Below are 21799 nucleotides of genomic sequence, written 5' to 3'. Positions count from 1 at the left end.
TCAAATCGAGAGAGCCAATCAAAATCAAAATCAACTGCAATCTCAAATATCCGACTTAGAAAATCAGTTAGAAAATGGGCGTCAAACTCGATCGCAATTAGAGTCTCAACTAGAAACTGCTAACAGAGAGCGATCGCACATTTACGCCCAACTCTCGGAAATGCAAAGTCAAATCGAGAAAGCAAACCAGAGTCAAGCTCAACTTCAATCTCAAATATCTGAGTTAGAACATCACTTAGAAACAGTATATCAAGAACGGTTGCAGCCAACACCGGAAATTACTGCAACAGCGGAAGAATCACCAAAAGCTGAATTACTAGATAAAAACGCCGAGTCAACCCCAGAAGCAGCAATTTTGAAAAATCAAGAATTTGTAGTTTCTCAGCAAGGCGAAGGTGACTATACCACTATTAGCGAAGCCCTAAAAAATGCTGTTTCAGGTACGCGAATTTATGTGCATCCGGGTGTGTACAAAGAAAGTATAATAATCGACAAATCTGTGGAAATTATCGGCAACATAGAAGCGGGTAGCGTCACTGTTGAAAGCAGCGATTCAAACTGCATTCAAATGGCAACAGACAGCGCTTTAGTGCGAGGATTGACAATTAAAACAACAGGGAAATATTACGCTGTAGATATTCGCCAAGGCGAGTTAATCGTAGAAGACAGCGATATCACTTCTGCCAACTATTCTGTGGTAGTAATCTGCGGCTCTAATGCTAATTCAGTAATCCGTCGCTGTCAAATTCATGATGGAATATGGAACGGAATCTTTATCTCGGATAATGGCAAAGCAACGGTGGAAGATTGCAATATCTATAATAACGGCACTCTGGGAATAGGTGTCGGATTGGGAGGAAAATTGATTGCGCGCAGGTGTAGAATTAATGGTAATGAAGGTGAGGCGATCGCAGTTTATAGAGATAGTATTGCTACGGTGGATGATTGCGATTTAACCGGCAATACTGGGGGTGCTTGGCGGATTGCAGATAACGGATATATTCGCGGGAAAGGCAATCAAGAATAGAAGAAGTCATTAGTCATTTGGGACGGGCTAGAAGCCCATCCCACAAAAATCTTTTTTATTGTGGGATGGGCTTCTAGCCCGTCCTAATTATTTTTGCAAGAAGTCTATAATCTTAAACAAAAGACTTAACCGCATTTGCCAAATCCGCCGCATACTCTTCGTGCAAGCCCAAAGAACCAGGGATAACTCGCGATTCTACTCCCGGTAATTGGGCTAATACTTCCATTTCCGCCTTAGATTTGGGCGGTGCTTTCTCAGCAATTACAACCATCACCGGCACTGCTAATTCTTGGAAGTTGGCGACAAATTCTTCTCGGGTTTTTGCCGGATCTAAACCACCAGTTACAAAAGCCGCCGAACCAAATCTCGCACCTACTTGCTGCGTGACTTTCCATTTGTTTTGGATGAAATCGGGGGTGACTTTTGCTGCATCCGCGTAGACGTGGCGGCGGTACATTAAACCCAGGAATGACGGCGCAGTGTTCAGTTTGTAAAGGAATTGACCGAGTAAGGGCGATCGCACTAATTCTCTCACAATTCCGTGCCAGCCGCTTTGCTGTTTGCTCATCGTCGGTAAAGGCCCGCGCCAAGTCGGTGCAGCTAACACAATTTTTGACCAAACATTCGGCTTTGACTGCGCTAATTGCATCGCATAACCCGCAGCGTGACCGGCCGCAACTACAGCCACAGGACTGCTAAAAGTAGACTCAACAAAATCCTGAATAAATTGATGATATAATTGCGGTTCGTAGTCGGTGCGCGGGCGATCCGAGTCGCCAAAACCAGGCCAATCTACACTCACAACTTGAAAGTTAGGAGCCAACAATTCTGCTAAAGGACGCATTTCTGCTCGTGTTGAAACCGTACTGAAAGCTGGCAGCAATAATACGGTGTTTCCTTGTCCTCTGGTTTCGTAAATAACTTTGATTTGCGTTCCTTTCCAGTTCCAGAGATATTCTTGAACTGTCGCGGGATAGCTGCCATAATTAGATTGGATTAAATCAGCAGTCTGAGTCACAGCTTTTGCTCCTGTTAATTTGCTTCTGCTTGCGCGCTAACTTCGCAACCCAGTGCCTTGTTTCTCATCATTTGAAAGATGTTATAAAATCCGTTAGCGCGAGAAGGTGTCAGGCTCACATTCAATCCCGTATCTTGAATAAAATCTGGGGTAACGCTGACTATTTCCGCAGGCGTCAATCCGCTTAAACCTTCGACGAGCAAGCCAACTAATCCTTTGACTAGCTGAGCGTCTGAATCGCCTTCAAAGGAAACTTTTCCGTCGGCTAAAGTTGCGGTAATATAAACTTGTGACACGCAGCCAGAAACTTTGTTCTCTGGCTGTTTATTGCTTTCGGGAAATGGTGGGAGTCGCTTGGCATACCACAGCAGTTGTTCGTAGCGCTGTTTCGGATCGGAGTGTCGCTGGAAGCGCTGGACAATTTTAGCTAGGGTTGGCGGTAGCGCGGTATTTGCGGACATGATTTCGAGTAGCGGTTTACATCGCTAATATTATACATTTCATTTTAGCAGTCGGTGCGGGCGATCGCCAATCAGAATAGGTTATTGTAGAGAAAAATTGCGTGAAGCGTTCGCTCTCCCCTTCCCGAAGGCTAGCTATCCCGTTATTAATCGCCCTACAAATCTCAACGGAGGAAATATGGTATTTGGTGCAGTTGACGAACATTGGTGCCGAGTTGTGATGAACCGCGAAACTCGCAACATCGTTAAAAGCTTGCAGCCCGATCGATTAAATACCTTAGAAATCTCTGGCGACAGTTGGGGCAAATTAGAATCTTTTCAAAGCTATAAATCCGTCAAATATCCAGAGTTTGACATTTGCGAGTGTTGCCTCGATCAAACATTTGATTTAATCATTGCCGAACAGATATTTGAACATTTACTTTGGCCTTACCGCGCTGGCAAAAATATCTATCAAATGCTCGACAAAAACGGTTATTTTTTAATAACTATACCGTTTTTGATTCGGATTCACGATTACCCTAACGACTGCTCTCGCTGGACAGAAACAGGAATCAAATACCTGCTGGCTGAATGCGGTTTCAATTTAGAGCGCATCCAAACAGGCTCTTGGGGAAACCGCGCTTGTATTGTGGCAAACTTCTCAAAATGGGAATATTACAATGCTTCCATTCATTCGTTAGCAAATGAGCCGGATTTTCCCTTAGTAGTATGGGCTTTGGCGCAGAAATAACACCCCGATCGAACAATTTGAGATTTGAAATTTTTGGTTTTAGATTTGGGATTTTAGATTTTAGATTACCGAAGAAGACTGCGCCAAACTACGAGAGAGTCGATCTTACAAAACAACGTTAGCTGAAGCAGTCTTGGCGATCGCACTCAACTCAAGTCCAAGGGCGGCAAACCGCGCAACTGACGCAGGGAATTGATGCACAACTGACAGTCGCAGCCAAACAGCGCCGCTGCTGCATCGCTTTCTTCCTCCGTAAAATCTAGCATCGCCACCGGTTCTTGATTCGGGCGCTGCCAACCGATTCTGGCCTTGGAATTAGCAGCAGCAGCCTTACCGGGAAGGCGCATACAAGTCAGACGTTGGGTGTGGGGCGATCGCACGCAGGTTGGCGCATCAGCCGATTTACCCGGTGTTTCGCCTATGTTTTGAGTGTTTTGGGCGATCGCGCTCAAAGACATCAGAGATCCAAACAGCGTCGGACTTACAAGCAAAGTGAGGAGCAATCTATTCATTTGTCGTCCATAAGAACTTTAACGTACACAGTAGCGGATTATCTGTGGCAATTCAACAAGGTTTTTGGCTTGCATCAGTACAGTTTGCCGTTATTAAGGTTTAAAATCCGAATATTTTTTGATCAAACTTGCAATAATTCCCCGTATTGGCAAGCAGATTTTTGCGATCGGTATCGCCTGTGCTTCCCAGTTTAAGATTTGTTGCAAGTTTAGAGAATTCCCTTAGCTAGTGATAACAAAATCATTCAATGTGGGTAAAATAATGTCAGTCAGGGCAACTCGAAGCAGCGCACAAGTTTACATCGGAAACCAGGTGGGGAGTGATGAGTACAGTTTTAGTTGTGGAAGATTCCCGCAGCCAGCGGGAGTGCATTTCACATCAGTTGAAATGCAGTGGATTAAATGTAATTCAAGCATCTGACGGTGTGGAAGCACTAGATAAAGTTGAGAGAAGTTACCCGGATTTAGTATTATTAGATATCGTCATGCCCCGCATGGACGGTTACGGTGTTTGCCGTTTAATCAAAGCTAATCCCGAAACTCGGAATATACCAGTAATATTTTTAACCGGCAAGGGACAGCAGCTAGCTTTGTTCTCCAGGGCGATCGATCGCGCCGAGGCGTATGTTAGCAAACCTTGGCAGCCCAGGGAACTTTTGGCAACCATCAAAAAAGTCTTGATGAATGCCAATATTAAGTTCGATCGGGCTTCGGCTGACGCTTGGACGGAATACGGCATTTTAAACTTAAGTACCATTGAATTGTATCAAAGTCGCGCCGATGCTTGGACAAAATACAGCGCCCAAATTATTAAATTGTACGATACCAGCATAGCAGCTTTTCAGCAAGCTTTGGCAATTGAACCGACTCACTCGACAGCCAACAAGTATCGCAACCGAGTTCAGACTATCCGGGCAATTTTGATGAAAAAGATTGAGCAAAATCAACCTTGCAAAGTCTGCGACTATTATTACGGCAAAGATGGTATCAATTGTGCAGTACATCCCGCTGGTCGCCCTCAGCCTTTTTGTCGCGATTGGGAGTTTAATTAATTCAACTACAATGAAAACAAATAACCGCACCAACTTGGAAAAACTGCTGCAAGAAAGAAACGAAAACCCCCAAAGAATGGCAGAAATTGACGCCCAAATTAATGCAACTTTTCGTCAAAATCACACAATCTTGGTAATGGATATGTCGGGATTTTCTCGAACAACTGTCCGTTACGGAATCATTCATTTTTTGTCAATGATTCACCGGATGCACGGAATTGTCAAACCGATAATTGCGGAATGTGGCGGTACTGTTGTTAAGGAGGAAGCAGACAATATTTTTGCAGTATTTCCCGATGTAAAATCTGCTGTGGAATCTGCAATTGACTCTCTGAAACAAACGGTGGCTGTCAACACGACTCTGCCGCCGGATATGGATATTTACCTCTGCATTGGTATTGGCTGCGGCGATGTTTTGATGCTGGAAGGAGAGGATATGTACGGATCGGAATTTAATCTAGCAGCCAAGCTGGGAGAGGATTTGGCGGAACGGGGAGAGATTTTGCTTACCTCAGCAGCGTTTGAAAAGTTTGAAGGTGATAAGCAAGATTGGGAAAGAATAGATTTTTCGATTTCGGGTTTGGAGTTTGTGGCGTATAAGCAGGTATCATCTACTTAATTTATCTCAGGTTTTTTTCACAATATAAAATAGAAAATTGATGAGAAACCCAGTTCCTTCGCAAATACCCGGTTAGTCTACGATTTTTAGTACATTCCTCGACGCAACTTGCACTCTTATAGAGGTTAGTCTTTTGGTACGTTGTTGCGCTTCAGCGCTCTTTGATATATAAAGTAGAAAAGGGTCATAAAGCGCAACAACCTTCAAAGAAAATTGCACTCTTATAGGGATTAGTCTTTAGGTACGTAGTCAAAAAGGTGAGGTATGACTGACAGGTTATATAACCACTGAAACCAAGAGGGCTCTCTTCCCAACAACGTCCGCGAATCTTTCGCTAGATCCGCTATAAATTAGAAAAGAGCGCTGAAGCGCAACAACGTACCTTTATTTAATCTCAAAAAAGATAGAGTTTAAAGAAAACAGGATTGACGCATTTCTAACCACTCGTGCGTCCAATAAATTAAAAAATCAGATGATTGACGAACAAAAAAATTGGCAAACTATCAATTTAGCGAATATTCAACAGAGGCTGGCTTGGGTGCAACAACAGCCGGATGGAGTTGTGTTTTGCAAAGAGTCGGGAGTTCACTATGTTGCAGTTAGAAAAGATAAAGGTCAAATTAAGCTATGTTTAGTAGAAAAAGTGAATTTGTATACAGATTTATTGCAATCTGTGTTCAACCTCAACAATCCTCTGCATTTAGTTTCAGAATATACCCAAGCGATGATGTTGGGTTTATTGTGGCAAAATCAACCTAAAAAAGTTTATATAGCTGGGTTTGGCGGTGGCAGAATTCCGTTAGTTATGCACCATTATTTGCCGGAAACTGTTGTAGAATGTGCTGATGTAGATGCGATCGCGATTTCAGCCGCCATTGAGTGTTTTGGAGTGCACTTCGACAGCAGACTCAGCGTAGCAATCCAAGATGGGAGAGAGTATCTAGAGCAGCAAAGCCCAGATGTGCAGTACGATATAATCATGACTGACGTGTTTTTTGGCAACGGCTACTTTCCGCACCGGCTAGCAACTAAAGAATTTTATGAACTTTGCCAAAAACATTTGTCAACCGCTGGAGTTGTTTTAGTAAATCTGCTGCAAAGAGATGAGTTTTATGCCCAAAAGGTGAAGACTTTTCAAAGCGTGTTTTCCCAGGTATACGTATGCCCTTGGAAGGATATTAATAGTGTTTTAATTGGGACTAACGGCCCTATTTTAGACAAAGAAGAGATTGTTTCCAGAGCAAAATATGTGCAAGATGGACATGAATTTTCGTTTTCCTTGACAGACAGAGCTCTTGATGTGAAAATAGGTTCAGAATTGTCTCAGATTATAGCTAATTTAGACCAAGCTCAAATTTTGACCGACGATTTGCCACCCGCCGGTTATTTTGATTCTTGGTTATTTTGATATCCAACACAACAAAACTGGTTCGTAGTGAGGACTTTAGTCCTCTGAAAATGAGGACTAAAGTCCTCACTACGAACTTAATTAGTATTTTTTTTACCGGATTGGATATAATTTATCCTTTAATATATTCAGCCATTTGCTTTTCTAGGCGATCGATCAATGTATCGACATCCGCTGCTGCGAGTTCAAAACAATCAGGGGGTGCGGGGTCAATTTCAAACAAAATTAGCTTGATTTCACCTTCGCCGATCGCCAAAATCGCTACCTCTTTCTCCGGTTTGTGAGCGTTTAGCACTCCTAAAATTTCCTGAATATGACTTTTAACTTGACGGTTTAACTCTTCTACTGCCTCTTTTTTACAGTACACGAAGCGTGGCGTTCCGGCAATATCAATGCCCAAAATATCGTCGCTTTCCTCTCCTCTTTCCTGAAGGAGTCCCCAAGCTAAAGCCGCCAATTCTTGTTTGTTGGCTGCTACAAATTTATCTAATTTGCGGCGCCAGTTACTTTGATTTTTTTGTTCGGACTCAGGCCCACCAAATAAAAACATTTTTTCTCTTTGCTTGTAGAAACTAATATCTTACGGTTATTGGTTATTTGTTATTGGTTACTGGTTACTGGTTATTTGTGATTCGTTATTGGTTATTTGTGATTCGTTATTAGCAGACTGTGAATAACTAATTACCAATGCCAAATGCCCAATGCCCAATGACCAATTACCAATTAGCAAATTCAACCTAAAAGCGCAGCGCTTTTATTTTATACCAGATTGCACCCGCCAGAGCGACGCATAAACTCCATTATGTTCGATAAGTTGTTCGTGATGCCCCGATTCTACCACTCGCCCCTGCTCCATGACAAAAATGCAATCGGCATTACGGACAGTAGAAAGACGGTGGGCGATCGCAATTGTAGTCCGATTTTTGGTAATTCGTTCGAGCGATCGCTGAATTGCGGCCTCCGTCTCGTTATCCACCGCTGAAGTAGCTTCATCCAGAATCAAAATCGGCGGATTCTTCAACACAGCCCTCGCAATCGCAATCCGCTGCCGCTGTCCCCCCGACAATTTTTGACCGCGTTCCCCTACAATAGTGTTGTAACCGTCCGGCAATTGCGCGATAAACTCGTCAGCTTCCGCAATTTGAGCAGCATTTACTATCTCTCGATCGGTGGCATCAAAAGTGCCGTAAGCAATATTTTGGGCCACCGTACCGTGAAACAAGAATACATCTTGACTCACCAATCCGATCGCTCTCCGTAAATCTTTTAAATTCAGGGTAGTTAATTCTATGCCATCGAGATAAATCTGACCGTATTGTACCTCGTACAGCCTCATAATTAATTTTACCAGCGTACTTTTTCCCGAACCAGTCGCGCCCACAATTGCCGTAGTCTTCCCCGCCGGCAGAGTCAGGGAAAAATACTGCAAAATCGGTTTTCTTTGATTGTAATAAAAGGTAACATTTTTAAATTCCAGCGTGCCTTTAATCGAACTAACCGGCAGCCGAATATCACCCGTGCGAATTGCGATCGGCGTATCCAACAAATTCATCACCCGATTAGTAGAAGCCATGGCGCGCTGGTATCGATCCATAGTATCACCCAGGCGGGTCAGGGGCCACAGCAACCGCTGCGTCAAAAACACCAAAACGCTGTAAGTCCCTACAGACAATCTGCCCGCCACTACCTCCAAACCGCCCAGAAATAGCGTTGCAATAAAGCCCAGGAAAATCACCACGCGAATTAGCGGAATAAAAGCTGCCGAAATTGCGATCGCCCGTCGGTTACTTTGGCGGTAAGCTTGACTTTGGGTTTCGATGCGCTGAGTTTCATAATCTTCGGAAGTAAAACTTTTAATAGTAGTAATTCCCGTCAGATTATTCGACAATTGCCCGTTCAAAAAACTCACCTTTTCCCGCACATCAGCATACAGTGGAGCAAGGCGATTTTGAAATGCAAACGAGCCCCAAATAATAAAAGGAATTGGCAGCATTGACAGGATAGCAACAGCAGGAGATGCTGCAAAAAAAGCGGCGCTAATCACAATTACCGTCGTACTTACCTGAATCACTTCATTGGCACCACCATCCAAAAAACGTTCCAGTTGATTGATATCATCGTTGAGAATCGAAATCAAACCGCCCGTGCTGCGTTCTTCAAAATAAGCTAATTCTAATTCTTGTAAATGGCTGTAAGCTTCCAGACGCAAATCGTGTTCGATATCCTGAGCCAAATTGCGCCACAAATAATCATAGGCATATTCAAAAACCGATTCCAAAGTCCAAACAATCAAACTCAAAAAAGTAATGATTGCGAGTTGCAAAACGACATCTTTTATGCCCCACTTAGCAAGGATAGAATCTTGTTGTTTCACCACCACATCAACGGCAATACCGATTAATGCTGGTGGCGCTAAATCAAAGAATTTATTCAGCAGCGAACAAATACTTGCCAGCCAAGTTTTCAGGCGGTAGCGGCGCCCGTACTTCAGCAGCCGCTTGAGGGGATGGACAGGTTTAGAGGGATTTGGTGACAATTGAGGATGGGGATAATTGGACAAGTTTTAGATTGTGCAGTTATTTTTATGGTTTTAGGAACGGGCTAGAAGCCCATTCCACAATCTTTGAAATTGTCTTTGGGAACGGGCTAGAAGCCCATTCCACAATCTTTGATTTTTTGCTGGAACAGGCTAGAAGCCCATTTTACAATCTTTGAAATTGTCTTTGGGAACGGGCTAGAAGCCCATTCCACAATCTTTGATTTTTTCTGCTGGAACGGGCTAGAAGCCCATTCCACAATCTTTGGAATTGTCTTTGGGAACGGGCTAGAAGCCCATTCCACAATCTTTGATTTTTTCTGAGGGAACGGGCTAGAAGCCCATTCCACAATCTTTGGAATTTTCTGGTGGAACAGGCTTCTAGCCTGTTCGTAAAACCAGTTTTTGAGAACCGACAAATCAGCCTAGGCTTTAAATGTTAATACTGGCTTCATTTTAGCGACAATCTCCACAATTTGTGCCTCCACCTGAACGTCAATCACTGGTTGAATTGGCTTGTAAGCGGCCGGTGCTTCTTCGATTCTACGTTCTTCGCGTAAGGTAATGCAATCTACGCCAGTTAATCCCAAAGCTGCTTCAGTTTTGTCAGCACCTTCGCGACTGAGATCGAAACGCGATCGCGCCCTGCCCGCACCGTGAGAAGCCGATCGCAAAAATCGATCGTTTCCCAAACCAATTAGCAAATAAGACGGCGCACCCATCGAACCAGGTACAATTACAGGCTGGCCAGAATGTGCGGGACAAGCGCCTTTGCGAGTCACCCAGCCGTCACCTTCAGCTAAGGTAATATTGTGAGGCAAATCGTAAACTAAAGGAGCTTCGATATCCCCGAAAACTTGTCGCAAACGCAGTCGCAGAAGTTCTGCTAGCAACAAGCGGTTGATAAAACCATAATTGGCGGCCGTTGCTTCCGCTTGTAGGTAGCTGCTCACAAGTTCGGGATTGGCTTCGACAGACAGCGGAAACAGCCCGGATTCAGGGTATTTTAGGGTTTTCGGCCAGGCTTCGCAAGCTCGATCGCGCCACATACCGCCGATGTATTTGCCGACATTTCGCGAACCGGAGTGAATCATAAAAGCGATTTGTCCCGATCGAACTCCCCAAGTATAGGCCGTAGCTCGATCGACAACTTCTTCAACCACTTGAATTTCTACAAAATGATTGCCACCGCCGATGGTACCTAACCCGCCATCCCTGACAGTGCCGTCATTTGGGACTAATTCTTCCGGCGCCCATTTGACATCGCCATTCATCGAACCGCCTCCGAAAGTGCGATCGCACTCTTGCGCCAACTGCTCGAAATCCGAATTTGCTGCGCTGCCCATTGCCCTATCCAGCATACCATCCAGCCATCCGGGGATGCCGTGTTGGAACATCGCGCGGGCAGTTTTTGCAGTCATGCTGACATCGCGAGTACCGAAGAAATAATCGCCTTTCATCAACTCTACAAATCGATCGCGCTTTCCCAGAAATTGTTCGACAGACAAATCAGCAACGTGTAAGCGCATCCCGCAGTTAATGTCGGAGCCGACAGCCGCCGGAATCACCATTTTGTCAGTTTGGACGATCGAACCAATTGCCACTCCCGCATCCCCCGGATGGAAGTCTGGAGTGGCGCAGGCGCGACAAACACAACCACCTTGAGGGTGACGGACATTCGCCAAATTTGCTAACTGTTTCAGCGCCTTTGCTTCCACCGGAAAACCTTCTGGAAGCAAAACTTCTGCTGTTGTGGAACTGGCATCTTGCCAGTTATCTCTTGTAGCAAAAACATTTTCACTGTTTTCTGTTGTGGAACTGGCATCTTGCCAGTTTTCTTTCAGAGAACTATTGAGACAAATCGAGTAGACTTGATTGTCGTAACTCACATCAAGACCTTGCCGAGACAAAGCTCGCAAAAGCCTGTTCAAGTTTTTTGGCTGCTGCATAAATAGTCTGTTGCGGGTTGCAGTGCAACCCCCACAAATTGAAGAGATGTTGTAGTTAGTAAAAGACTTTGGTTCAGCAGCCGCAATCTTTTCAGAGACAAGTTGAAGGCAACTTTTCTAATTATGTCGATCCTGGCACATTATTTTTTATCTGTCAACCGCTTTCTTAGCGATTCTCAATTTTTGTGAGGTACGCGATCGAGTAATTACCAATTACCAATTACCAATTACCAATTACCAATTACCAATTACCAATTACCCAAGCGTACCGCACTGTTATACCAGAAACGCTACAGATAATATCTAACCGTTGTCACAACCCGACTTTTTTTAGCCAGCAAAGCCGCCTTCAAAAAGAAAGCAGTTTGATTGTGTAGCAGTCCCTCCCACCAATTTTTCGTCACAAAAGCCGGAATAATTAGCGTTAAGAAAACTCCCGGGCGTTGCTCTTCAAACAAAGTCAAAAAGTGAGTTAAAGCCTCACCAACAGAACGGTAAGGCGATTCCAGAATTTCTAGGGGAATGTCAGATTGCAAATCTTGCCAAGCCGCTTGCAGTTTTGCTCTATCTGTCAAACCTATATCTACGTGAACCGCCACAACCTCATCAGCAATTAAACGAGCGTAATCCAAGGCATCAAAAGTTCCCCGGTGCAACTGGCCAACTAACACCACCGCCGGATGTGTCACCGTCTTAACTTTAGGTCTGGGAGGATAAGATATGGGTTCTATTCCCTGAATGCTCAAGCGAGCGGCTACATACCGATAGTGCCGGTGAATAGCTAAAAATAGACTAACTACAATCGGAATAGTTACTACCACAACCCAAGCTCCCAAAAGGAATTTGGTAGCGACAATTACAGCTAAAACTCCCGTGGTTGCCACTGCACCAATACCGTTCATCACAGCACTAGATTGCCAGCCTTTGCCTCGCTCCTTAAACCAATGAATCACCATTCCAGATTGGGACAGAGTAAAAGAAGTGAAAACTCCAACCGCATACAGCGGAATTACTGCGGTGGTATCGCCTCGGAAGATGATAATTAACAGAGCCGCGCAGAGGCTGAGCAAATTAATGCCATTAGAATAAACTAGGCGATCGCCCAACAGCGACAACTGCCTCGGCAAAAACCCATCCCGCGCCAAAAAATAACAAAGTCGCGGAAAATCTGCATAACTCGTATTCGCAGCCAACAGCAAAATCAACAGAGTTGCAGCCTGCAAATAGTAATAAAATATGCCGACTCCAAAAATATCTTTTCCTAACACAGAAAGGAGCGTTTCGTTTTCTTTAGGAATCACCTGATAAATATGGGCTAAGTAACTAATGCCCAAAAACATAAATCCCAGAATTACTCCCAAATAAGTTAAAGTTAGGCGTGCATTCTTCCATTCAGGAGGCTTAAAAGCCAACACTCCATCCGATATGGCTTCAACTCCAGTCAGGGCTGTACAGCCCGCCGCAAAGGCGCGCGCGATCAGAAACAATCCCAAAGGTTCCTTAGCTGGAATGTTTTCTAATGCTGGCAAAACATGACCTGTTGCCTGTTGGAATAAACCGCAGCCAATCAAGATAAAAATGCCCACGATAAACGCATAGGTGGGAACCATAAATATCTTGCCAGATTCCCGCAGTCCCCTGAGATTGGCAAACATGATCAGGACAATACAAACTAAGCACAGTTCAACGGTATAGGGCAGCAAGGAGGGAACTGCTGAAGTCAAGGCGGCAATACCAGCGGAAATGCTGACTGTTACGGTGAGGATGTAGTCAATCATCAGCGAAGCTGCTGCGATCAAACCGGGATAAATACCCAAGTTTTCTCGCGCCACAATGTAAGCGCCACCGCCGTTGGGATACGCTTTAATTGTCTGTCGGTAAGACAGCGCCACGATCGCCAACAGTAAAACAATAATTCCCGAAATAGGCAGCGATAAACTTAAACTGCTGCTCCCGGCTAGTAACAGCACCAGCAGAGTTTCTTGAGTAGCGTAGGCCACAGACGAAAGTGCATCGGAAGCAAGAACAGCTAGCCCTGTAGCGTTGCTCAGCCGTTCGTGAACAGATGCGCTGGTGGGCAGAGATTCACCCAGTAAAACCCGCTTGAGCCGAGAATAAGTGTACATTGAAACTCAATATAGAGGCGTCCACAAATCATAATCGAGACGGGGACAGTTTTCAGCAATTTTGGGATCACAAGTGGTAATTATCTCTGGCTTGTTGAGTCAGCTTCAGCTTCTGTTCGAGAGCTTGCCAATCTTCGGCTTCGATATCGCCCATCAACTCGTCGAGACTGTCGCGGTAAATAGAGAGCGATCGCAATAATTGCTCTCTATTGTACTTTGCCACCATCACTCCCAGCTCGGGGTTGCCACCCCCTACGCGGCTGGTGTCCCGAAAACCCGAACTCGCCAAATTTTGCGCTAAATTCACAATATCTCGATCGCCCTCTCGATCGCACGCAGCCACCAGCGTCGCGCTAGCCATTATCGGCAAATGAGAAATCCAAGCCACAGCTCGATCGTGTTCTTGAGGGCCGCACCGATAAACCGACGCACCCAACAACCGCGCAATTTCCTCAACCTTCTCCACTGACTGCGCCGGAGTCTGTGCAGTCGGAGTCACCACATAAGGCCGCCCCACAAACAAATCCCTCACCGCCGCCTCAATCCCACTTTCAGCAGTCCCCGCCATCGGGTGTCCCCCAACAAAATTCGGCCACAGAGCTGACACAGCATCGACTATGGGAGTTTTTACCGAACCGACATCGGTTACAATCGCATCAGGGGAAAGATGGGGAATTAATTTTTGGACGATCGGCTCGATCGCGGATAACGGCGTGCAAATAAAAACCAAATCCGCTGTTGCCATCAAAGACAGGTGTATGCTGGCATCATTGACAACACCTCTTGCGATCGCCCGATCGCAAGTCTGTTGGCGACTCGAAACCCCAACAATATTAAACCCGCGCGATCGTAAATCCAGAGCGATCGAGCCACCAATTAAACCAAGTCCTACGATACCGATATTCATCAGAAAAAATGGGTTTCAAACCCCGTCCTTCGCTTGACGGCTTGACAAGAAAATTTTAGGATTAATAGCAACTTTCGCTTTATAATACAATATGTAGCGAAAGGTCAACTATGTACCTGACTCAAAAGAACCAAATTCGCAATTTAAATAAAGCGGAGTTTTTGGCTCTGTGTGAGTTGTGCCGCCTTAGCAAAAACCTTTACAATGTGGCGTTTTAGGCAGTTGCCAAAATACAGAGGTTTGTCTAGATTTTCTCAGAATTTGACGAAAACCAACAATAATTGTGATAAACTGGGGAAACGCTTGATTAGTGCGGGTTGCTAAAGCTTACTGGGTGTGAAAACCACAAAAAAACACTTGGCTCAAACTGATCCTCAAAAAACCAAATATTTCAAGTCCTCTGCTAATCAAGGCAGTCTCTAACTGGGAAGAGTAAGCCAACCTGAGCAAAAAGGAAAACATATATAGCCTTTTTCAGAAAGATGAGGTATGCCAAGATATGCTGGAACCTTACAGTGTAAAGCTTTTTAGGTCAAGATTTGTCCGCGAATGAATGTGAGAAAGGCTATAGCACTCGCTCTAGGCAAAACATAGACCGCTAAGTTTGATTTACAGATTTCTGTAGGTTTTTAGAAGCGGCTGTTGTCACAAAGTAAACAATTTCCCATAAAGTCCTGGAAAATAGCGTCAAAATCAGGCAGTATATATCAAGAGTAAAAAATATTACCAGCGATGATCAAATATGTCACGCCGCGAAAAGCTTGCGAAATGCTGCAAGTCTCAGAGAAAACTCTTAGAAACTGGGAGCTTGCCGACAAAATATCAGCAATCAGAACCCCCTCCAACCAACGACGCTAGGACATTGACAGCGTTCTCGGAACAGGACACAACCGAGTTATCGCCATCTACGCAAGAGTCAGTAGCTACAAATAACGAGAACACCTCGAACGACAAGTCAGCTACCTCCAAAATATCTACCCGCAAGCCAAAGTCTTTAAAGACATCGGGTGTAGACTCAACTTCAAAAGAAAAGCACTGCTTGCCCTTTTGGGACAAGTCATGTCAGGAAATATCTCAACAATTGTGGTTGGACACCAAGACAGACTCGCAAGGTTTGGTAGCGACCTCATCAAATGGCTCTGCGAGCAAAACAATTGCCAACTCATGGTTCTCAGTAGAAACGAGCTGTCTTGTGAACGAGAAATGGTTGAACATATCCTTGCCATCATCCACGTCTTTAGTTGCCGAATCTACTCCCGGGGTAAATACAAATCTACTATCAAAGAAGATTCGAGTTTACCCAGAAACCAAGCTAGCAGCGAAATGGAGGACTTGGATTGCAGCAAGTAGATGGTGTTACAATCAAGCAATTGCTATCCTGAAAACAGAAAAGATTGGCAAGTACGATCTCAGAAAAAAGATTATGGACTCAGCTCCAATCTGGGTGTCCGAGCAACCTTACAACCCACGACAAATGGCAGTATTCCAAGCTTTTGAGGCACACAAAGCTGCTAAAAAGTCAAAGGGTATCGCCAAATTTAGAAGCCGATTTGACCGTTCCCAGACTATCAGGTTTCAAGTCAGTAACTGGAAGTCTGGGACTTTTTACCCGCAAGCAACCAAAGGATTATCATTTAAAGTATCCGAACCAATTGCAGATGTAATGGAACATGAGCCAACGCTGTCACTAATCAATGGGCAATGGTTTATATGCTATGCAGTTGATACCGCAAAGCCTCTGCAAAACGAAAGCAGTTTAGCTATCGCCTTAGACCCTGGCGTTAGAACGTTTTTGACTGGTTTTGACGGCAGTGATATCTTGGAGGTAGGAAAGAATGATATTGGTCGTATCTACCGACTAGCAAGACATTTAGACAAATTGATGTCAAGAATAGGGCTGCACAAAGGAGGACAATTCAAACGATTGAGGTATTGCTTGAGAAAGTCAGCGACCCAGATTCGGATTCAGATTAAAAACTTAGTCAACGAGTTACACAAGAAGGCTGCTAAATACTTGGTGACCAAGTATAAAATTATTTTCTTGCCGACTTTTGAAACGCAGCAGATGGTAAAAAAGGGGAAACGAAAATTAGCGACAAAAACAGCTAGAGCCCTGGTCACTTTGAGCCATTATAGGTTCAAACAAATGTTGAAGCATCAAGCATCCAAATCTGGTTGTATTGTAGTAGACGTGACCGAAGAATACACATCCAAGACTTGTTCAAAGTGCGGGCATATTCACACTAAATTAGGTGGGTCTAAGAAATTTAAATGTCCAGAATGCGGACACACTCTGGACAGAGATGTAAATGGCGCTTTCAATATTTTATTGAAAGCTTTGAGAGATACCTCCTTGACGGGAGAGCTTGCAGCTTTCACGCGTCTTGCCATACACAGTAAGTTTGGGCTTAGTCCTAGATTTACCGGGTTAAATGTATCTGTAAATATTGGTCGCAAAAGTAAGCAGAATGGTTTTACCGGACTGTCTAGAGGCTGTTTGACACAGCCATTAAGGGTGAAAATCTCTTAAGAATCCCCGTCCGTTTTACGGCGGGGAGTGTCAATAGCAATAAAATGGGGATATTTCGATACGGTGCCGCCCCCATGACAGTCGAGGAACTCCTGAAAAAATATGCCGCCGGAGAAAGAAACTTTGCCGGAATCAACCTGACTGAGGCCAACCTCAGCGGCGTCAACTTGAGCGGAGCCAACCTCACAGGTGCGAATCTGAGTGTAGCAAACCTAAGCGGAGCTAACCTCAGCAAAACCAACCTCACCGGTGCCAAACTCAACATCGCCAGACTCAGCGGCGCCCATCTCGGCGGCGCCAACCTCACCGACGCCGACCTCAACGTCGCCTACCTAGTGCGAGTTGACCTCAAAAAAGCCATACTCACAGGAGCTAAACTGATCAGAGCCGAGCTAATTCGAGCCGAACTCAGCGGAGCCAACCTCAGCGGAGCCAACCTCAGCGGCGCCACACTCACCGAAGCCACGCTCCGAGGAGCCAACCTCACTCAAGCCAACCTTCGAGGCGCTCACCTCAGTGGTGCGTCCTTGACAGAAGCCAACCTCGAACAAGCCAACCTCCAAGGCGCCGATCTCAGCCGAGCCGACCTCAGCGGTGCAGACTTGCGAGGTACCGAACTCCGACAAGCCAACCTCACTCAAGCCATACTCAGCGGAGCCGACCTCAGTGGCGTCAATTTGCGCTGGGCCATCCTCAGCGGCTGCAACCTGCGCTGGGCCGACCTCAGCGAAGCCAAATTGAGCGGCGCCGACCTCAGCCGAGCCGACCTCTGCCACGCCAACTTACTCAATGCCAGTTTAGTTCACGCCGACCTGTCAAACGCCTATCTGATCCGCGCCGACTGGGTGGGAGCCGACTTAACCGGAGCCACCCTAACCGGAGCCAAACTCCACGCAGTTTCGCGGCTCGGCATCAAAACCGAAGGCATGACCTGCAAGTGGGTTGACCTGAGTCCCAACGGCGACCACAGTCAAATTTACTGGTTGAACTCCGGAGGAACCCACGATTTTTTTCACGAAAGCTTGCCCACAGTTAGGATTGTAATTGACTCGCCCTTAGACCAAGGCGCTCATTTTGCCCTAGCTGCAACTTATTACCAAATTGCCCAACAATACCCGAGTTTAAGTCAGCCGCCCACGATCGAAGTCAGTTCCAGGCGCACCGTACTCGCCTTTAAAATGGACAGCGACGATAAATTATTTGCCACCGCTTACGTTGCCATTATTCCTTTTAACGACGGCGCTACAACTCAGAAAAACCTGATAGCTTTGATGAAAATGATTCAATCCCACGATGCAGGCAAACTTAGCGTCAAAGAATCCAAACACGTCCAGTTATGCAGCAAAGCTCTCAACCAAGCTATCAGCAAAGTAGACCAAATCAAAATTTCCAGTTCTTTTCCCAAAATCGGTGAAAGCATCAATTTTTTTCAAATTCCTACACAGATGCTCTTAATCAACTCCCGCGACCAAAGACTCAGCGTATATCACCACCCAGCCTTCGGCAAGCGCCTGATTAAAAAATACGATCCCAGCAACTCCAGCGCAGGCAAGTTAACTGAAAGCACAAAATTGGGTCAAGCTAATATCGCCAGCATTTTGGATTTTATAAAAGGCTTCCACAATATAGATGTCTAGGCATATTGCATGAAGTTACAAAAAATGCTTATTCTATTTTAAAGGTTGGCATAACAAAGCTTTGTTCTACCTAACACATCAGGGAAAGTCAAAAGCATGGACGCGGAAGAACTCATCGCCAAATATGCAGCAGGAGAAAGAGACTTTACTGCCATCCTGCTTTGCGAAGCCAATCTCAGCAGGATCGATCTGAGTGGGGCTAATTTCAGCGAGGCAATCTTGAGCCTCACCAACCTGAGTGGCACCAATCTGTCAAAGGCCAACATGAGAAAAGCTAAACTCAATGTTGCTAGACTCAGCGCTGCCAACCTCAACAAAGCCAACCTCAGTGGCGCTATCCTCAACGTGGCTAACTTGATTCGGGCCGACCTCAGCGAAGCCCAACTCGTCGAAGCTACATTGATCAGAGCCGAGCTGATCCGAGCTGACCTCAGCGGTGCCAACTTGAGCGGTGCCAACTTGAGCGAAGCAGATTTGAGAGAAGCCACCCTGAGAGAAGCCAATCTAGAGCAAGCCGACCTCAGCGGGGCTCACCTGAGAGGCGCTTGTCTGACAGCGGCGAACTTGGAACGGGTTAACTTGCACAGAGCCGACCTCAGCAGGGCAGACTTGCGAGGAGTGAACCTATGCAATGCCGAACTCAGACAAGCTAATCTGTCTCAAGCCAACCTCAGCGGCGCTGACTTGCGAGGCGCTAATCTGCGGTGGGCCGACCTCAGCGGCGCCAACTTGACTGGTGCTGACCTCGATGAAGCGAGATTGAGCGGGGCTAACTTGTACGGGGCAAATTTGAGCAACGTCAACCTGTTGAACGCTACTCTGGTACACGCGGATTTGACTCAAGCGAATTTGACTCACGCAGATTGGGTGGGCGCAGATTTGACGGGGGCGGCCCTGACTGGGGCGAAAATTTACGCGGTGTCGAGGTTTAATCTGAAAGCCGATGATATAACCTGCGATTGGGTGGATCTGAGCCCAAACGGCGATCGCAGTCACATTCAGCGCTTTACCCCAGAAGAATCTCAACGGTTTTTTAATGCTACACCGCCGACAGTGCAAATTATTGTCGATCGACCGCTCGACCCCGACGCTAACTTTGTCCTCGCGGCTACCTACCGCCAAATTGCCAGTCAATACTCGGGTTTGAGCAATCCTCCCAGCATAGAAGTTAATTCGCGGCGCACAATCATATCATTTAGAATAGAGCAGGACGATCAACTATTTCCCACAGCTTTTGTTGCCATTATTCCCTTTAGCGACGCGGCATTTACTCAAAAAAATCTCATTACTCTGATCAAGATGATTCAACCCCAAAACGGCAATAATCTAGGCGTCAGAGTTTCAAATTTGGTAGTGCAATTGAACGTCGCCATGACCAAAACAATTAGAAAAATAGGGGAAATGAAAATGCAGCCGATTCGCCTCGATCGCGAACCGATGTCGAGTTTTTTTCAATCGCCTACCCAAACCATACTGGCAAACTCCAGCGCCGAAACTTTGATGGTTCACTATCACCCAGACTTTGGCAGAAACTTGACCAATTTGCCGGGAGTCAACAAAACCTCGATCGGGCCGGCAATTAAAGCCCAAAGATTTACAACCCCGCCCCTAAATACGGTGATTGAATTTGTCAAAAGCTTTTATCAGCTTGGTGAGTAAATAATATAAATTTATTTATTTTTATATTAATGCCACATAAAAGTTAGTCCATCGCCCTTTCAGCTAGGTAAAAACAATGGAAGCAGAAGAACTTCTCAAGCGATTTGAACTCGTCAAAAGATACACAGAAGGCGACAGAGATTTCACAGGAATCAACCTGAATGAAGCTAATCTCAGTCGCATCAACCTCAGCCAATCAATTTTAAGGCAGGCTAGCTTATTTGTCACCAACATCAGCGGCGCTAACTTGAGCGAAGCTGACTTGAGTGAAGCTAACCTGAATGTGGCTAGACTCAGCAGCACCAATCTCTCGCGGGCAATCTTAAACGGAGCTAGTCTCAACGTAGCAAACTTAGTCAGAGCGGATTTAACGGGAGCTCAATTAATCGGAGCATCTCTGATTAGAGGAGAATTAGTCCGCTGCGAACTTAGCAAGACTAACTTCAGTAACGCTAACATGACTGAAGCAGACTTAAGAGAGGTAAAACTGACACAAGCTAATCTGTCTGGTGCGAATCTTTCCGGTGCAAATCTTAGAGGTTCTTCAGCAAAAGAAGCTAGCTTTAAAGACGCTAATTTGCACGGCGCCGATTTGATGAAGGCAGAACTTAACGGCGTCAATTTGAGCAATGCCGATCTGAGACAAGCTTCTTTGCAGGAGGTGAATCTCAGCGGTGCTGATTTGAGCGGAGCTAATCTCAAATGGGCGGATTTAAGCGGAGCTAACCTCACTGGCGCCGATCTGAGTGATACTAAATTGAGTGGAGCTAACCTCAGCGGAGCAGATTTAAGAAATGCTAATTTAGCCAATGCTAGTTTGGTTCACGCTGATTTGACAGAAACCAATTTGATTAACGCAGATTGGGTGGGCGCAGATTTGACCGGGGCAACTTTAACTGGGGCAAAAATGTATTTGGTACCCAGATTTGGTATCATCGCAGATGATATTAATTGCCAGTGGGTTGACATCAGCCCCGCAGGCGATCGCAGTTTGGTGCAACAATTTAATTCGTCGTCTGAAGCGAGAAAGTTTTTAAATCATACGCCGGGGTTAGTGCGAATTGTGGTTGACGCACTTTTAGACCACTCAGCCAACAGCACTTTAGCAACAGCCTATAGCGAAATAGCTAAGCATTACGGAGCCATGAGCCGTCCTCCCAATATAGAAGTGGGCTATCGCCGGACAACTCTGACTTTTAGATTTGATAGCGACGAGCATTTATTGCCAGCAGCTTTTTTAGCGATTGTTCCTTTTAAGGATGCCTTGGAAACTCAGAAAAATGTGGTGGCGGTTGGCAAAACTATCGCAAATCAAAATTTAGAAAAAAAACGGATAATACAGTTATCTAAAGCATTGAATGCAGCAATGGCTAATTTAACTGATGTGAAAAAAATGCTGGAAACAACAATAAATGTCTCTCAGGAAACAAACTTTTTTCAGTCACCTACCCAAACTATTTTAATTAGTTCGGGGCAGGAGAGTTTTACCGTGCAGTCTCATCAGGATTTTGGTCGGCGAAGTGGAAATAATCAGGAGAGTAAATTTAGTTTGGCTGTGGGTCAAAAAGTAGTTGATTTTCTGGCAAGTTTTGATTATCTTGATTGAGAAATATCAACAGTGAAAT

20 protein-coding genes are annotated in these 21799 nt (G+C 45.3%); 11 read left to right on the top strand and 9 right to left on the bottom strand.

Annotated features, from left to right (window positions below):
• Window positions 1-1027: right-handed parallel beta-helix repeat-containing protein (locus tag JGK16_RS25285; protein WP_293193108.1), on the top strand; the 1027-nt coding region annotated here is incomplete at its 5' end.
• A 112-nt stretch (window positions 1028-1139) separates the two neighbouring features.
• Here the strand turns inward: JGK16_RS25285 and JGK16_RS25280 are convergent.
• Both JGK16_RS25280 and JGK16_RS25275 read right to left on the bottom strand, forming a co-directional pair.
• Window positions 1140-2045 carry an alpha/beta hydrolase gene (locus JGK16_RS25280; RefSeq protein WP_293193107.1) on the bottom strand — a complete coding sequence of 302 codons (906 nt, stop codon included), beginning with the start codon at window positions 2043-2045 and terminating at the stop codon, window positions 1140-1142.
• Window positions 2046-2059: 14 nt separating this feature from the next.
• Window positions 2060-2506 carry a SufE family protein gene (locus JGK16_RS25275; protein WP_293185115.1) on the bottom strand — a complete coding sequence of 149 codons (447 nt, stop codon included), beginning with the start codon at window positions 2504-2506 and terminating at the stop codon, window positions 2060-2062.
• Window positions 2507-2684: 178 nt separating this feature from the next.
• Here JGK16_RS25275 and JGK16_RS25270 point away from each other — a divergent pair, with 178 nt between their 5' ends.
• Window positions 2685-3239, top strand: coding sequence for a methyltransferase domain-containing protein (locus JGK16_RS25270; protein ID WP_293203469.1), 555 nt, complete (start codon window positions 2685-2687; stop codon window positions 3237-3239).
• Between the two features lie 146 nt (window positions 3240-3385).
• Here JGK16_RS25270 and JGK16_RS25265 read toward each other — a convergent pair whose 3' ends face one another.
• Window positions 3386-3751 (bottom strand): hypothetical protein, encoded by a 366-nt coding sequence (locus JGK16_RS25265; RefSeq protein ID WP_293193105.1) that lies wholly within the window; start codon window positions 3749-3751, stop codon window positions 3386-3388.
• Window positions 3752-4074: 323 nt separating this feature from the next.
• Here JGK16_RS25265 and JGK16_RS25260 point away from each other — a divergent pair, with 323 nt between their 5' ends.
• The 3 genes from JGK16_RS25260 to JGK16_RS25250 all read left to right on the top strand — a co-directional run bounded on the left by JGK16_RS25260 (window position 4075) and on the right by JGK16_RS25250 (window position 6830).
• Entirely contained in the window at window positions 4075-4803 is a 729-nt protein-coding gene (locus tag JGK16_RS25260; RefSeq protein ID WP_293185111.1) for a response regulator, read from the top strand.
• A 10-nt stretch (window positions 4804-4813) separates the two neighbouring features.
• Window positions 4814-5422 carry an adenylate/guanylate cyclase domain-containing protein gene (locus JGK16_RS25255; RefSeq protein WP_293193104.1) on the top strand — a complete coding sequence of 203 codons (609 nt, stop codon included), beginning with the start codon at window positions 4814-4816 and terminating at the stop codon, window positions 5420-5422.
• Between the two features lie 472 nt (window positions 5423-5894).
• Window positions 5895-6830 (top strand): fused MFS/spermidine synthase, encoded by a 936-nt coding sequence (locus JGK16_RS25250; RefSeq protein WP_293193103.1) that lies wholly within the window; start codon window positions 5895-5897, stop codon window positions 6828-6830.
• A 112-nt stretch (window positions 6831-6942) separates the two neighbouring features.
• Here JGK16_RS25250 and JGK16_RS25245 read toward each other — a convergent pair whose 3' ends face one another.
• From JGK16_RS25245 to JGK16_RS25220, 6 genes are all read right to left on the bottom strand, one after another.
• A complete protein-coding gene (locus JGK16_RS25245) occupies window positions 6943-7380 on the bottom strand; it encodes a hypothetical protein (protein WP_293185107.1) in 438 nt (145 codons plus the stop codon).
• A 204-nt stretch (window positions 7381-7584) separates the two neighbouring features.
• Window positions 7585-9366: an ABC transporter ATP-binding protein gene (locus JGK16_RS25240; protein WP_293185128.1), complete on the bottom strand. Its 1782-nt coding sequence runs from the start codon at window positions 9364-9366 to the stop codon at window positions 7585-7587.
• A gap of 110 nt (window positions 9367-9476) precedes the next feature.
• Window positions 9477-9785, bottom strand: coding sequence for a hypothetical protein (locus tag JGK16_RS25235; protein WP_293203468.1), 309 nt, complete (start codon window positions 9783-9785; stop codon window positions 9477-9479).
• Between the two features lie 6 nt (window positions 9786-9791).
• Complete coding sequence (locus JGK16_RS25230) at window positions 9792-11315, bottom strand: RtcB family protein (protein ID WP_293185105.1); 1524 nt, start codon at window positions 11313-11315, stop codon at window positions 9792-9794.
• Window positions 11316-11605: 290 nt separating this feature from the next.
• Window positions 11606-13441 (bottom strand): APC family permease, encoded by a 1836-nt coding sequence (locus tag JGK16_RS25225; RefSeq protein ID WP_293193101.1) that lies wholly within the window; start codon window positions 13439-13441, stop codon window positions 11606-11608.
• Between the two features lie 67 nt (window positions 13442-13508).
• Window positions 13509-14348, bottom strand: a complete 840-nt coding sequence (locus tag JGK16_RS25220; RefSeq protein WP_293193099.1) for a prephenate/arogenate dehydrogenase — start codon at window positions 14346-14348, stop codon at window positions 13509-13511.
• Window positions 14349-15080: 732 nt separating this feature from the next.
• Between JGK16_RS25220 and JGK16_RS25215 the strand changes: the two genes are divergently transcribed.
• The 6 genes from JGK16_RS25215 (at window position 15081) to JGK16_RS25190 (ending at window position 21780) form a co-directional block, all read left to right on the top strand.
• Window positions 15081-15206, top strand: coding sequence for a MerR family DNA-binding transcriptional regulator (locus tag JGK16_RS25215; RefSeq protein ID WP_325315668.1), 126 nt, complete (start codon window positions 15081-15083; stop codon window positions 15204-15206).
• A 114-nt stretch (window positions 15207-15320) separates the two neighbouring features.
• Complete coding sequence (locus JGK16_RS25210; RefSeq protein WP_293185124.1) at window positions 15321-15698, top strand: recombinase family protein; 378 nt, start codon at window positions 15321-15323, stop codon at window positions 15696-15698.
• Window positions 15637-16878, top strand: a complete 1242-nt coding sequence (locus JGK16_RS25205; protein WP_293185122.1) for a transposase — start codon at window positions 15637-15639, stop codon at window positions 16876-16878. Before JGK16_RS25210 ends, JGK16_RS25205 begins: the two co-directional genes overlap by 62 nt.
• Before the next feature lie 74 nt (window positions 16879-16952).
• Entirely contained in the window at window positions 16953-18515 is a 1563-nt protein-coding gene (locus JGK16_RS25200; protein WP_293185121.1) for a pentapeptide repeat-containing protein, read from the top strand.
• Window positions 18516-18611: 96 nt separating this feature from the next.
• Window positions 18612-20174 carry a pentapeptide repeat-containing protein gene (locus JGK16_RS25195; protein WP_293185102.1) on the top strand — a complete coding sequence of 521 codons (1563 nt, stop codon included), beginning with the start codon at window positions 18612-18614 and terminating at the stop codon, window positions 20172-20174.
• A 76-nt stretch (window positions 20175-20250) separates the two neighbouring features.
• Window positions 20251-21780 (top strand): pentapeptide repeat-containing protein, encoded by a 1530-nt coding sequence (locus JGK16_RS25190; protein ID WP_293185101.1) that lies wholly within the window; start codon window positions 20251-20253, stop codon window positions 21778-21780.
• Window positions 21781-21799: the final 19 nt, after the last annotated feature.

The sequence above is a fragment of the Microcoleus sp. PH2017_09_SFU_O_A genome, assembly GCF_020738625.1.
GTDB lineage: Bacteria > Cyanobacteriota > Cyanobacteriia > Cyanobacteriales > Microcoleaceae > Microcoleus.
Note: the sequence above shows the minus strand (reverse complement) of the source record. Positions and strands in the feature narration are given on the sequence as shown.